16 protein-coding genes are annotated in these 12,246 nt (G+C 40.6%); 3 read left to right on the forward strand and 13 right to left on the reverse strand.

Features of this window, described 5'->3' with window-relative positions; translation table 11 throughout:
* Nucleotides 1-146: 146 nt before the first annotated feature.
* The gene (locus SB660_RS08760) at nucleotides 147-749 is read right to left on the reverse strand and encodes a class I SAM-dependent methyltransferase (protein ID WP_058014589.1); all 603 of its coding nucleotides are present in this window, start codon (nucleotides 747-749) and stop codon (nucleotides 147-149) included.
* A 336-nt stretch (nucleotides 750-1,085) separates the two neighbouring features.
* On the opposite strand from SB660_RS08760, the gene SB660_RS08765 reads away from it, so the two are divergent.
* Entirely contained in the window at nucleotides 1,086-1,142 is a 57-nt protein-coding gene (locus tag SB660_RS08765) for a YjcZ family sporulation protein (protein ID WP_269793919.1), read from the forward strand.
* A gap of 43 nt (nucleotides 1,143-1,185) precedes the next feature.
* Here the strand turns inward: SB660_RS08765 and SB660_RS08770 are convergent, their stop codons facing one another.
* The 7 genes from SB660_RS08770 to SB660_RS08800 all read right to left on the reverse strand — a co-directional run bounded on the left by SB660_RS08770 (nucleotide 1,186) and on the right by SB660_RS08800 (nucleotide 5,863).
* Nucleotides 1,186-1,341 carry a hypothetical protein gene (locus SB660_RS08770; RefSeq protein ID WP_223250656.1) on the reverse strand — a complete coding sequence of 52 codons (156 nt, stop codon included), beginning with the start codon at nucleotides 1,339-1,341 and terminating at the stop codon, nucleotides 1,186-1,188.
* Between the two features lie 166 nt (nucleotides 1,342-1,507).
* Nucleotides 1,508-1,642, reverse strand: a complete 135-nt coding sequence (locus SB660_RS08775) for a YrzI family small protein (protein WP_012010698.1) — start codon at nucleotides 1,640-1,642, stop codon at nucleotides 1,508-1,510.
* 445 nt (nucleotides 1,643-2,087) lie between these two features.
* A complete protein-coding gene (locus SB660_RS08780) occupies nucleotides 2,088-2,318 on the reverse strand; it encodes a YrhC family protein (RefSeq protein WP_041815772.1) in 231 nt (76 codons plus the stop codon).
* Nucleotides 2,319-2,390: 72 nt separating this feature from the next.
* A complete protein-coding gene (locus SB660_RS08785) occupies nucleotides 2,391-3,539 on the reverse strand; it encodes a bifunctional cystathionine gamma-lyase/homocysteine desulfhydrase (protein WP_410582167.1) in 1,149 nt (382 codons plus the stop codon).
* 1 nt (nucleotide 3,540) lies between these two features.
* Nucleotides 3,541-4,464, reverse strand: coding sequence for a PLP-dependent cysteine synthase family protein (locus tag SB660_RS08790; protein ID WP_410582169.1), 924 nt, complete (start codon nucleotides 4,462-4,464; stop codon nucleotides 3,541-3,543).
* Nucleotides 4,465-4,510: 46 nt separating this feature from the next.
* Nucleotides 4,511-5,206 (reverse strand): 5'-methylthioadenosine/S-adenosylhomocysteine nucleosidase, encoded by a 696-nt coding sequence (mtnN, locus tag SB660_RS08795; protein WP_180310458.1) that lies wholly within the window; start codon nucleotides 5,204-5,206, stop codon nucleotides 4,511-4,513.
* A 15-nt stretch (nucleotides 5,207-5,221) separates the two neighbouring features.
* The gene (locus tag SB660_RS08800; RefSeq protein WP_180310457.1) at nucleotides 5,222-5,863 is read right to left on the reverse strand and encodes a class I SAM-dependent DNA methyltransferase; all 642 of its coding nucleotides are present in this window, start codon (nucleotides 5,861-5,863) and stop codon (nucleotides 5,222-5,224) included.
* A 186-nt stretch (nucleotides 5,864-6,049) separates the two neighbouring features.
* Between SB660_RS08800 and SB660_RS08805 the strand changes: the two genes are divergently transcribed.
* The gene (locus SB660_RS08805) at nucleotides 6,050-6,253 is read left to right on the forward strand and encodes a YrzA family protein (RefSeq protein ID WP_034620637.1); all 204 of its coding nucleotides are present in this window, start codon (nucleotides 6,050-6,052) and stop codon (nucleotides 6,251-6,253) included.
* A 35-nt stretch (nucleotides 6,254-6,288) separates the two neighbouring features.
* Here SB660_RS08805 and SB660_RS08810 read toward each other — a convergent pair whose 3' ends face one another.
* From SB660_RS08810 to greA, 3 genes are all read right to left on the reverse strand, one after another.
* Nucleotides 6,289-6,954 carry a YrrS family protein gene (locus SB660_RS08810; protein ID WP_410582172.1) on the reverse strand — a complete coding sequence of 222 codons (666 nt, stop codon included), beginning with the start codon at nucleotides 6,952-6,954 and terminating at the stop codon, nucleotides 6,289-6,291.
* A gap of 67 nt (nucleotides 6,955-7,021) precedes the next feature.
* Nucleotides 7,022-8,764 (reverse strand): peptidoglycan D,D-transpeptidase FtsI family protein, encoded by a 1,743-nt coding sequence (locus SB660_RS08815; RefSeq protein ID WP_410582174.1) that lies wholly within the window; start codon nucleotides 8,762-8,764, stop codon nucleotides 7,022-7,024.
* 50 nt (nucleotides 8,765-8,814) lie between these two features.
* Nucleotides 8,815-9,288: a transcription elongation factor GreA gene (greA, locus tag SB660_RS08820; protein WP_012010706.1), complete on the reverse strand. Its 474-nt coding sequence runs from the start codon at nucleotides 9,286-9,288 to the stop codon at nucleotides 8,815-8,817.
* A 637-nt stretch (nucleotides 9,289-9,925) separates the two neighbouring features.
* Between greA and SB660_RS08825 the strand changes: the two genes are divergently transcribed.
* Nucleotides 9,926-10,273 carry an Ig-like domain-containing protein gene (locus SB660_RS08825; protein WP_058014583.1) on the forward strand — a complete coding sequence of 116 codons (348 nt, stop codon included), beginning with the start codon at nucleotides 9,926-9,928 and terminating at the stop codon, nucleotides 10,271-10,273.
* A gap of 52 nt (nucleotides 10,274-10,325) precedes the next feature.
* Here SB660_RS08825 and udk read toward each other — a convergent pair whose 3' ends face one another.
* Both udk and SB660_RS08835 read right to left on the reverse strand, forming a co-directional pair.
* Entirely contained in the window at nucleotides 10,326-10,958 is a 633-nt protein-coding gene (gene udk / locus SB660_RS08830; protein WP_024423106.1) for a uridine kinase, read from the reverse strand.
* Nucleotides 10,959-10,965: 7 nt separating this feature from the next.
* Nucleotides 10,966-12,234, reverse strand: a complete 1,269-nt coding sequence (locus SB660_RS08835; protein WP_058014582.1) for a peptidase U32 family protein — start codon at nucleotides 12,232-12,234, stop codon at nucleotides 10,966-10,968.
* Nucleotides 12,235-12,246: the final 12 nt, after the last annotated feature.

Below are 12,246 nucleotides of genomic sequence, written 5' to 3' on the forward strand. Positions count from 1 at the left end.
GGCTGGCGCCTACATCATATACAAAAGTCTCTTCGGTGAAGAGACTTTTTTTATTCGTTCAAACATGATTCAATTACACGCAAAGAAGCTCCTCTCACGAAGAGCCTCTTTTTGAATGCTTGTTCATTACCTGGGAAATATTTTCATCATTTTAACGCTTTGATACAGATGTATGTATCATAGTGATAAACCGAAACTTCTCTAAAGTGATACGCTGAAAATAGTCGGCTAATCTCTTGTTCACTATACGATGAAAAAGAATGTGACCGCTTTTGTTCCTTCATCAGTTCCTGCTGTTGGAAAGATAAGAATACTTCTCCATCCACTTGAAGAACACGGTACACTTCCTTCATGACTTGCTCAATATCCTTCAAGTAATAAATGGTCTGCACCGTAAATAATTTATTGAAAGATCTATCTTCAAACGGTAAATGCTCGGCTTTACCAAGAGTCAAGACGGCTTTATCCTGTTCCACAAGCTTCTTATGTTTTCTTTTTGCATATTTGATCATATGACGAGAGGCATCCACTCCATATACTTTACCGCGATCAAGTTTCTCTGCTACCTTCGATAATGTCATGCCTCTTCCAGTACCAATTTCTAAAATCCGGTCATTTTCTTGTATATTTAAGAGTTGAATCGTCCATTCATTGATATTATGATGATTTTTTTCCATATAGCGGGCAACCCATTTTGAGAACAAGCCTTTTGGTTCCCTCATTTGTTTTCCAATCCAGCTTTGAATCAATGTTAACACCTGCTTTGCACCAGTAAATAAAACTATTTACGAATTTTCTTACTTTTCATATCGGCTCACGCCTAACAAAGTTTAAGACCTAGTCCTAATTATTTGTTATTGATTAGACGGCACCTTTTCAGAAAATGTTTCGCAGAACTTAAAAAAATTTTCATCTGCATAGGCGTTTTCATTAATTGTGCTTAGATTGATTTCGTTTTCTGCATGAGCTGCATATTTTATGAATGTATCTTGATTAGATAAAGGTGGTGCTAGATTATGGGCTTTGGTGGAGGTTATGCTGGAGGCTGCGGTGGTTACGGTGGCGGCTTTGCAGGCGGATTCGCATTGCTTGTTGTACTGTTCATTTTGTTGATCATCATCGGTGCAAGCTGGATTTGCTAATGTAAAAGGAGCAGGAAACGATAACGTTTCCTGCTCCTTTTCTTTAATACCAATAAGCTCGGTACTGATACATATATTGTCTGAGCATTTCCTCTTGCTCTCTTTGCATTCGGTACGGATTACCGTATCCATGCTTTAAGGAATGCGGAATGGATGTATATCCGTGCCCCACTGACGGAAACCTCATATATGGTGACATCGACATTCGTTGATCACCTCACAATCTCCTTTTACGGATATCATATGTGCAGATGATCAATGTGGAGCGTGTCTAAACCTGGTCCTTCTCCATCGTATAACAATCAAGCATTGCAAGCATCATAAACATGTCAATCTCCTCCTTTTCAAATTTTTCTTTTCGTGTTTTAGTTCATATACTTTAGTTGTTTCTGCTTCATTTCTTCATAAAATGTTTCGACTTGTTGTTCATAAAGAACCGTTTCAATGTCTTTGTATTTTCGTCGGATCGTTAATGTGATAAAAAATAAATGGATTGTCATATACGCTCACCTCCCTTCAGTTCGCAGCACGCGAAATAGCCCACAGATCTTCTTTGTCAGTTGACCTGCGGGCACAAAAATGCAGATCAAAAGACAGTGTCTTCCAACCTGCAATGGATGATACGTAAAATCCTCGTTTACTTTAACAGTTTTGAAGCGTGTGCACCGTATAAGGTAAAGGAAGGACACGAGCTCTTCCACAGGCTGATGACATGATGAAATTGTTGTTGAATTGATCACAAGTAGATACGAATAACATATTCTTCAGCCTCCTTTACGTTTTTAATTACTTTGTTAGTATATCCAGCAAGCACCATTTTGTAAACCTGTTTTTAGTAAAATAGATGAATTTTGTGTGTTTGACTAAATTTCTACAGTGATTCTTGTCCGATTGTCCAATACAATCAAAAAAAGCCTCCTCACGTATATGAGGAGACTTTTCGAATTAATCTTCATCTAGTTCTTGCAGTTTCTTTTGAAAAAAGATCGCGCGTCTCACACAAAGAAAAGCTGCTAATAAGAAAACACAATCAATTCCCATCATCAGCATTTTTGGAGATGCTTCGATGTGTTGGTTTGGTATGATCGTACCAATATATAAAAAGGTGCTGACAGCAAGCAAAATAAAAGCGTACTGCTTGTAATCTGTCACTAAACCACTCCACTTTTTCTTCACTTGAATCACCTTCCTGTTTAACATGTCTATTGATAGCTTAACATAGTAAAAGAAAGGTAGTGGCATGTAAATCTATCCATTCACTAGTGCATTTAGTCCCTGCTTCATATCATTCAGTAAATCATCCACATCTTCAATCCCGGCGGATATACGAATTAACCCATCAGTGATGCCAAGCTCCTCGCGGCGGTCTTTTGGAATGGACGCATGAGTCATTCGAGCAGGAACAGAGATTAAGCTTTCAACCGCTCCAAGGCTTTCTGCGATCGTAAACAGCTTAAGCTGACCTAAAAAGACATCGACATGTTCTTCTTTTCCAATATCAAAAGAGATCATGCCGCCGTAGCCTGATGCTTGCGTTTTTGCAAGTTCATGTCCAGGATGAGCATCAAGACCTGGGTAATAAACACGTGTCACTGCTGGATGTTGTTCTAAAAACTCAGCGATTTTCTGTGCATTTTGCTGATGTGCTTCCATTCTTAGTCCCAGCGTTTTGATTCCTCTCATGAGAAGCCATGAATCCTGCGGTCCAAGAATTCCACCTGTAGAATTTTGAACAAAATGCAGTTCTTCTCCAAGCTCTTCTGTCGCTGTTACAACAAGCCCGCCTACGACATCGCTGTGGCCGCCTAAATATTTAGTGGCACTATGCAGGACAATGTCCGCCCCATATTCAATCGGCCTTTGGAAATAAGGTGTGAAAAATGTATTATCAACAATCATTAAGATGTTGGCTTCTTTTGTCAATTGGCCGATCGCTTTGAGATCAGTCATTTTGAGTAAAGGATTGGTTGGTGATTCAATGTAAACCGCTTTTGTTTCAGGTAAAATCGCCTTTTTCACTGCTTCAGGATCACTTGTGTCAACAAAGGTCGCTTGAATACCAATACGATTGAGTACCTTTGTGATGACGCGGTACGTTCCGCCGTATACGTCATCTGTCAGGATAATATGATCTCCGCTGTTAAACAGCATCATCACTGCCGTAATGGCAGCCATTCCTGAACCAAATGCGTAGCCGTTTGCTCCTCCTTCAAGGTCACGAATGACGGTTTCTAGTGCCGTTCTTGTTGGATTCGCTGTTCTTGAATATTCATATCCTGTATGCTCGCCTGCTTTCGGCTGCTTATAGGTGCTCACTTGGTATATAGGTACAGACACAGCGCCTGTTTTTTCATCACCAGTTGTTCCGCTGTGTATCATCATTGTTTTTGGTTTCATCTTATTTTCCTCCCTCATAAATACCTTTACTTAAATACCGTTCACTGCTGTCAGGAAAAATGGTGACGATGACTGTCCCAGGTGCTGCCTTCTTCGCTTCTTCTAAAGCGGCAAATAACGCTGCACCCGAAGAACTCCCGATGAGAACGCCTTCTTTTTCAGCAGCTTCTTTCACCATTTGGAAAGCATCATCATCACTGACGGTATATATCTCATCGAATAAAGCAGATTCCATATAATCTGGGATAAATTCAAGACCGATTCCTTCCGTTCTATGCGGACCCGGATCTCCTCCATTTAAAATCGATCCTTCAGGTTCGACAACAACTGTTTTTAACGCCGGATGCTGCTCTTTTAAATAGGCAGCACACCCTTGAAAAGTTCCGCCAGAACCCGCTCCTGAAACGAATATATCGATGTTTCCTTGCAAGTCGGACCATAACTCTGGACCAAGCGTTTTATAGTAAGTCAATGGATTTACTTGGTTTTTAAATTGTAAAACGCAATAGGCATTGCCAAGGCTTGCCTCTAGTTCAAGGGCTCGATCAATCGCACCCTTCATGCCCTCTTTTCTTGGTGTATGAATGATCTCTGCACCGAGCGCCTTCATGAGCTGTTGTTTTTCTTGACTAAAATGTTCTGGTACGCAAAAAATGGTACGCAATTGATGCTTTCTTGCACTAAGGGCAAGCCCAATGCCTGTGTTTCCAGCAGTTGCTTCAATGATGGTTCCGCCAGGGCGCAATTTACCAGATGCCAATGCTTCTCTTATGAGCATATCACCTAAACGGTCTTTAATACTTCCACCCGGATTCATCATTTCAAGCTTTGCATATACCTCTACACCTTCCGGGATGCCAACCCCTGACAGTTTTAAAAGCGGTGTGCGGCCAATTAATTCTGTAATATCCTTTATGACAGCCATATAATTCCCTTCCTTTGTATGGAAAAGAAGGGGGAATCCCCTTCTTTTATTGAGTTTGCTTTATCATACGCAAGACAAGGTCGGTTGAGTGAATCGCTGCTTGCTCAAGAAATCGATCAAAGGAAACATTGGATTCTTTCCCTGCAATATCAGATAGCGCTCGAACAACAACAAATGGCGTTCCAAAGAGCTGGCAAACTTGTGCAACAGCTGCAGCTTCCATTTCCACCGCATATAACTCTGGAAACTTCTCTCTCACAAACGCTACACGATCCGGATCATTCATAAATGAATCTCCGGTTGCAATCGTTCCTTTTGCCACTTGAATATGATCGATCTCTAAAGCCGACTCCTCAGCCAGTTTCACAAGCTTTTCGTCTGCAGTAAAAGCAGCTGGCAACCCTGGTACTTGTCCGTATTCGTAATCAAAGATCGTGACATCCACATCATGATGCCTTACATCAGTAGAGATGACAATATCCCCTACATTTAATGTGTGATGGAAACCGCCAGCTGATCCTGTATTGATCACATAATCCGGCTGAAAGCGGTCAAGCAGAAGTGTTGTGCTGACCGCTGCATTCACTTTTCCAATCCCTGATTTTAATAAAATCACTTCTTTATCTTCATAAACACCTGTTGTGAATTCACACCCAGCGATGTTTTCTTGTGTAGCATTCTTTAGTTGATCTCTTAATATCGTCACTTCTTCTTCCATTGCACCTATGACTGCGATTTTCAAATCAAAAACATCCTTTCATTCCCTTTTCTTCGCTTCTACGATCCAAACAAAATCATTCATTTGATGAAAGGACGTACTAAAACCTTCTTCTTCAAAGATTTGCTTTAGCACATCGATGGATGGATAATATTCCGTTTCTAAATCCTCAGCAAGCTGATCGAATCCTGCCGCTTTCGCTTTGTCGATTTCAGCTTGATGTGCTGCTTGATTTTGAAACATTGTATCAGCAAAGACTATTTTACCATCTGAGTGAAGGATGTTGCTATAGGTGTGAATGGCTTGTTTTTTTTCTTCGTCCGTTAAATGGTGGAAAGCATATGAACTGACAATTGTATCCGGCTCAAATGGCGGCGCTGGAAATGATAAAAAATCCCCATCATGAAACACATCGGGTATTCCCTTTTGAAGAGCCGCTTTCTTCATAGCGTCTGATGGCTCAACGCCAAATACGTTCTTATCAGCTGCGAGCAGTGCCGCTGTTAGATTCCCCGTGCCGCTTCCAAACTCAAGAACATCTTGACCTGCACGGCGAACTATTTCTTTTAAAATAACCGGATACCGGCGAAACACTTCTTCATACTGCTCATCATGACCACTTACCGTGTCATCATAAGAGTCAGCCCAATGATCAAATAAAGAAAGAAACTCACGTCCCATTTTCTTTCCCTCCACTTTATCTATTTATTCCTATGCGTATAGTATGCTTTAATCCGTCGAACAGTTCCTATCCTACCACATCTTCAGTTTCTTTCCTACTAAAAAATACTGGTAGGGGTCGAAAAATATTTGCTCTTTTAGAGGAGAGAGATTAAGATGAATGAAGAGTATGGTGAGGTGGATCAAATGGATTTTCAGTTGGATTTTCTAAAGGATAAAATTGAATTCTTTGAAGCATCGTCTTTAAAAGAACTTGAACAAAAGATCCAAAAACAAATTGAACATAATCAGGCAATTCTGCTGACCGTTCATTCTGTCAGTCATCAAACGACTGTGATCGATGACCGGATTTTGTATACAGCGGTTGTTCATTTTAAGGCGAATATCTAAAAAAAGATAGCATGACTGCTATCTTTTTTTCATGTTTATTTTAATTTCTCAACCTTTACAGGTTTCCAGCCTTTTTCATCTACCCATGTGATTTCCACGCGGTAGCGTTCGCCTGTTGATTTATCACGGATGGTTCCCTTTGCGTCTTGAGGACCTCCGTTATTTCCTAACCAAAGAACTGTCATTTGATCTTCTGAAATTCCCGTTGCATAGGACATGGCTTTCATCATTTCTTTCCAGTCTTTTGAGTTAGAATCATAAGTTGCTGTATGTGAACCGGATTGCTCTGTTCCAACAGGCTCCCAGTCATCGCTTTCGTAAGTTTTGTCTACGTCACTCGTTGAGCCGCCATCTGTTTCTTTGGCGTCTTTTAACGCATCTTTATGAGGCTCTTTTTCATCATCTGACTTCTTCGTATCGTTGTCTTGATCAGATGAGTCATCTTTTTTTGCATCTGAATCATCGGATGTGTCTTTCTTTTGATCTTTCACATCTTCATCTGATTTTTGTTTATTTTCACTTGTTGCAGGCGCCGTTTTAGAAGGTGCATCCGCTACATCTGTGTCTTTCGGTTTATTAAAAATTAACAAACTCGTTGCGACCACCAAAATAAGCACCACAACGATACCAATTAATATGTTAAGCACCATATTCGCCTTTCTGCGCTTATCACGATGTTCAAATCGAGAATTTCTACTCAAAATCTCTGCACTCCTTTGCCTCTGTTCCCTAAGTCGTTACTATTCTAACATGACATGAAGGGATGTTCTATGTCTGTTTCTTTTCAATTTCGTTGACCTTTTTTACAATATCATAAAACGCATCATTTGTCTTAGCCTGGCCACTTGCCTCGTCAAGGTGAACAACGACTAGTGCGTATTTTGGTTTTTCCACCGGAAAGTATCCAGCAAACCATTTATGATAAAGCGGATTCCCCTTTTGATCTTTACTGCCGGTTTGGGCAGTGCCTGATTTCCCTGCCACATCGAATGGAAGGTCTTGAAACCTTCTTCCTGTTCCTTTGTCAGACGTCACCACCTGCCTTAAGTACTTTTGCAGCTTTTGAGCTGTATAGCGGTCAATACTGCCTCCTTCTGGTCGTTTGTTTTGAAAGGTTAGCATCGTTGTTCCGTTTTGATACAGCACTTTTTCAGCGATTTTCACTTCTTTTCGTTCTCCGCCTCTTGCAATCGACGCCATCATATTGGCCATTTGCAAAGGAGTCGTTTTGACATTTTTTTGCCCTATTGCGGTTTGAGCAATGGCTTTTTTGACATGCTTGTCTCTTTTATCCCCCCACACATTGCCGGTTTCTTCACGATCAAACTGTTTGAAATGCTGCTTATGATAAACATCCCCTTCCCAGCCAGCTCGATCAATGAGTCCAAGCTTTGCAGCCGTCTTTTCGATGATTTGATCATCTGTTTGGATCAGCTTGCCAGCAAGTGTTGCAAAGGTATAATTACAGCTCTGCGAAAAGCTCTCAGACAGATTGAGCACTTCCTGCGTTCCTTCTGGCTCTCCATATAAATTCTTTCGACAGTCATACATCGTTTGTGGCTGGTCGAGGTTTTTTTCAATTGCTGCGGCAAGGACAGCGGTTTTAAAAACAGAGCCTGGTGCCATGGCAGTCAGCATGTAATTTCTTGCTTCATGCCGGTTTTTGCTTGTGACGTTTGGCGTACTTGCCATCGCCAGCACACTGCTGCTTTCAATGTCGAGCAGAACAGCACCGCCCTTTTCGACGCCTTTGTCTTTCAAAACCTTCTCCATTTCAGCTTGCATGTTTTCATCAATTGTTGTTTGAACTTGAAGAGGATAAAACGAATGAGCCTCTGCTGTATATTTGACGTCCATCCCAAACAAAGGGTTTCCTCTTCCGTCCACATGATATAACAATTTTGTGTCTTGCTCAGGTAATAGAAATTCGTCAAAGGTGCTTTCCAGCCCAAAAGTACCGATTTCTGTACGGATGGAAAGCTCTTTTTTATCAGGATAACGCTCTCTGAGCAATTCTGGATTCTCACTCGTGAAGCCCAATGTGTGGAGGACAAGTCTTTTTTTGTCCTTCTCTTTCATATATACGCCGTACACACCTGAATATTTCATATCATTGATGTCTTTCAGCTTTTTTTTCGTGATGTCATCTTTGAGAATCAGAGGTTTTTTGGTTTCTGTCAGCTGTTTTTTGAGTGCATCTTCTTCCATCTCAAGAATAGAGGCGGTTTGTTTTAAATGAGGAAGATCATATTGCAGGAAAGGAAATAAGATCACCGCAGGCTGTTCTTTTGTGAGAAGCGCCTCGCCGTTTCGATCTAAAAATTCACCGCGGCCATCTGAAATGACCACTTCTTCTGTACGCTGTTTGACACTTTCTTGTATTAAATTGATATCAAGCTTTGAAAAGGATTCTGTGAAAAACAATTGAATTTCTGCCAGTCTCATGAGAAGACCGAGCAGCAGCATAAAAATAATAGCACCTGTCCATTGAATTCTACGTTTTTTGCGCATAAAAACACCTCGTCCCTATTGTGGACGAGGTGTTTATCGTATAAACGTTATTATGAAATTTTTACAATTTGGACGAACATTTCTCCGCCAGGTGTTTGAACGGTTACTTTGTCGTCTACTTGTTTGCCTAACAGGCTTTTTGCAATTGGTGAATCGTTTGAAATCTTTCCTTCGAACGGATCAGCTTCTGCACTTCCAACGATGGTGTAAGACTCTTCTTCTCCGTCTGGTAATTCAACAAAAGTGACTGTTTTACCAAGTGAGACAATATTTGAGTTTCCTTCATCTTCGATAATTTTGGCATTGCGAATCATATTATCAAGCGTAGTGATACGCCCTTCTACAAACGCTTGCTCTTCTTTAGCAGAATCATATTCCGAGTTCTCAGAGAGGTCTCCAAAGCTTCTCGCAATTTTAATACGCTCTACAACCTCTTTACGTTTAACCGTTTTCAAATATTCAAGCTCTTCTTCTAACTTAAGTTTTCCTTCTTCTGTCATTGGAAATACTTTCTCTTGTGCCATGAATCATTCACTCCTTCTATTAATCCTCATCATACATATTTTCTGCACGTGAGTGACGACTGAAATATACAAGAATGAGGACTTTTTCAGGCCCTCATTCCTTCTGTCCCATATTTGTAAAAGTCCATCTTACATGGCGTCCCTTTTAGATGCAACTATTATGCCTTTTTTTCAGACAGAACCATTATCAGTGGTCCAAAGATGATCTATCTCCATCGCACAAACTATGGAAAGGCACAGGAAGCTCCTGTACCTCGTTCGCCATTTCGATCATATGTAGAAGAATAGCTTATCCATTCTCCATCTTCCAATACATAATATGGTCAGTGTACGATATGTCTATGCTATATTATTACAAAATTGCTTTTTGATCAAGAATTGTTTGAAAATTTGTGATGATTTGTTTGTCGTTTTTTTAATATACTTTTTTAACTTCATTCTTTCGCTATGTGGTAGTGATTTCTCCATCTCTTCTTTTCTTCATTGTTTTATTATCATATCAAACCCTTAAGATTCTTTCTGAGAATGCTGCTTTAATAAAAGTTCACACATAATTAACAAATATTAACAAGGAAATATTTGGTTTTTGTTGAATTCTATCAATGCAAGACCAAATACATGCTAGGGAGTGTTTTAAATGAACATGAAGAAAACAATTGTTTCTGTTCTATCCATCTCTACATTATCTTTTTCACTAATGGGCATGGCTTCGGCCAAAGAAACAGCGGATGTCACAGTCAATAGCAGTTCTTCTGGATTTCAAACTTTAGATGTGATTTCGATTCAAAATTACAGTTTACCTTTAAGAGTTGGTGAGCGCTACTCTGTCTATGATTCTGCAGCTACACGTTATTGGACAGATAACCAGAGTGTAGCTTCTGTTAGCTCTAGTGGACTAGTGACCGCTCATTCAACTGGTAAAGCCACTATCACTCTTTATAAAGGATCATCTGTCTTAGGACAAGTTTTCGTGACTGTTTATTAATATGATGTTGAAAAGACCTTTACAATGTAAAGGTCTTTTTCTTCTCCACCATTTACTCTGCTCGGTTTTGAAGAATGGTTTGAATTTTTGTGACCATTAAGTCGATCGCCACATGATTTTGGCCGCCTTCTGGGATGATGATATCGGCGTACCGCTTAGTCGGTTCAATGAATTGATTATGCATCGGTCTGACAACAGATACATACTGTTCAATGACAGAATCGATTGAACGGCCTCTTTCTTTCGTATCGCGTAAAATGCGGCGAATGATGCGCAGATCTGCATCTGTATCAACATACAGTTTAATATCCATTAAATCTCTTAGGCGTTCGTCTTCTAGTGCAAAAATGCCTTCAACGATGATAACATCCTTTGGTTCAACATGGACAGTCTCTTCTGAACGTGTGTTGAGCTTGAAATCATATATTGGTTTTTCAATGGATTCGTACCTTAAGAGCTGTTCCAAATGCTCAAACATCAGGTCATTGTCGAATGCGAGCGGATGATCATAGTTCGTAAGCAGGCGCTCTTCAAATGGCATATGACTTTGATTTTTGTAATATAAATCTTGCTGAAGCATGAGGATGGAATGTCCTTTAAATTTTTCATAAATTGAATTGGTGACGCTCGTTTTACCTGAACCCGAGCCGCCAGCAATTCCAATGACAACTGGTTTACTCCTCATGTGCCTGTTATTTCCCCTTTCTCATCATGTTGCTAGGGTATACTTTTTGATTGAGCTTGAATTTGACGATTTGCAGCGGATGACGAGCGGCATCTAGTTCATTTCCCTTTTCATCCCAAATCGTCTCAATTTTGCATGTGAAATTCTCAATTTCTGGCCCGAAAAATTCGACTTCGTCCCCTGCTTTAAAGAAGTTACGCTGCTGCAATGTGACGATTTGTTCTTTTTCATCATAATGAAGAACGAGACCTGCGAAATCAAAAGTCGTTTTCTTTCCATGAATGCCAAACATTTGCTCATCCGTTCCCGGTACACCTTCGAAAAAGGCTGGTGCTGTGTCACGGTTTGCACATTTATCTAATTCATCTAACCATTCCTGCTCAATGACAAAATTGTCCGGGTCCGCACAATAGGCGTCGATGACTTTGCGATACACACTCACGACAGTTGCCACGTAATGAATTGATTTCATTCGTCCTTCGATTTTCAAGCTGTCAATTCCCATTTCAATCATTTGAGGAATGGATTCGACAAGCTTTAAGTCTTTTGGACTCATCGCAAATGGTGCGTCTTCCTCTCCAAATAATGGCGCTTCCTCAGAACCTTCTAGTTTATAAAGATCATAATCCCAGCGGCAGGATTGGCAGCAGCCCCCGCGGTTAGAATCTCTTGCCGTCATATGGTTACTGAGCACGCAGCGGCCAGAGTAAGCAATACACATCGCACCGTGAATGAACGTCTCAATTTCAATATCGACCTTTTCTTTCATTTCTCTAATTTCCAGCGCACTTGTCTCGCGAGCAAGCACCACACGCTCAAGCCCTTCTTCTTTCCAAAACTGAACAGCCTTCCAGTTCGAAAGAGATTGCTGTGTGCTTAAATGAACTTCAAGCTTAGGTGCGACACGTTTACACGTTTCAATAATCAGCGGGTCAGCCACAATAATGCCCGCTACTCCAGCGCCTTCAATCCCTTGAAGGTATTCCTCCAGCCCGTCCATGTTTTCGTTGTGGGCAAAGATATTCGTTGTCACATAGATTCGTGCACCATATTTATTTGCAAATGCGACACCTTCAGCCATTTCTTCAATTGAAAAGTTATCGGCATTTGAACGAAGTCCAAATTCTTTTCCGCCTATAAAGACAGCGTCTGCTCCGTAATGTACAGCAATTTTCAGCTTTTCCAAATTTCCTGCTGGTGCAAGCAGTTCTGGTTTTTTTGTAATGACACGTTTCCCGTCAATCATTTCAGAAATACCATCTTTCAATAGTGCCATTTCCTCTGCCTC

The sequence above is a fragment of the Bacillus sp. SIMBA_005 genome (genome assembly GCF_046535585.1).
Lineage (GTDB): Bacteria > Bacillota > Bacilli > Bacillales > Bacillaceae > Bacillus > Bacillus pumilus.

Excerpts from the sequence above, each read along its gene's own strand:
- SB660_RS08770 (WP_223250656.1), bottom strand. The coding sequence starts at position 1,341 with ATGTCACCATATATGAGGTTTCCGTCAGTGGGGCACGGATATACATCC.
- SB660_RS08775 (WP_012010698.1), bottom strand. The coding sequence starts at position 1,642 with ATGACAATCCATTTATTTTTTATCACATTAACGATCCGACGAAAATAC.
- SB660_RS08785 (WP_410582167.1), bottom strand. The coding sequence starts at position 3,539 with ATGAAACCAAAAACAATGATGATACACAGCGGAACAACTGGTGATGAA.
- SB660_RS08790 (WP_410582169.1), bottom strand. The coding sequence starts at position 4,464 with ATGGCTGTCATAAAGGATATTACAGAATTAATTGGCCGCACACCGCTT.
- SB660_RS08800 (WP_180310457.1), bottom strand. The coding sequence starts at position 5,863 with ATGGGACGTGAGTTTCTTTCTTTATTTGATCATTGGGCTGACTCTTAT.
- SB660_RS08805 (WP_034620637.1), top strand. The coding sequence starts at position 6,050 with ATGGATTTTCAGTTGGATTTTCTAAAGGATAAAATTGAATTCTTTGAA.
- SB660_RS08815 (WP_410582174.1), bottom strand. The coding sequence starts at position 8,764 with ATGCGCAAAAAACGTAGAATTCAATGGACAGGTGCTATTATTTTTATG.
- greA (WP_012010706.1), bottom strand. The coding sequence starts at position 9,288 with ATGGCACAAGAGAAAGTATTTCCAATGACAGAAGAAGGAAAACTTAAG.
- SB660_RS08825 (WP_058014583.1), top strand. The coding sequence starts at position 9,926 with ATGAACATGAAGAAAACAATTGTTTCTGTTCTATCCATCTCTACATTA.
- udk (WP_024423106.1), bottom strand. The coding sequence starts at position 10,958 with ATGAGGAGTAAACCAGTTGTCATTGGAATTGCTGGCGGCTCGGGTTCA.
- SB660_RS08835 (WP_058014582.1), bottom strand. The coding sequence starts at position 12,234 with ATGGCACTATTGAAAGATGGTATTTCTGAAATGATTGACGGGAAACGT.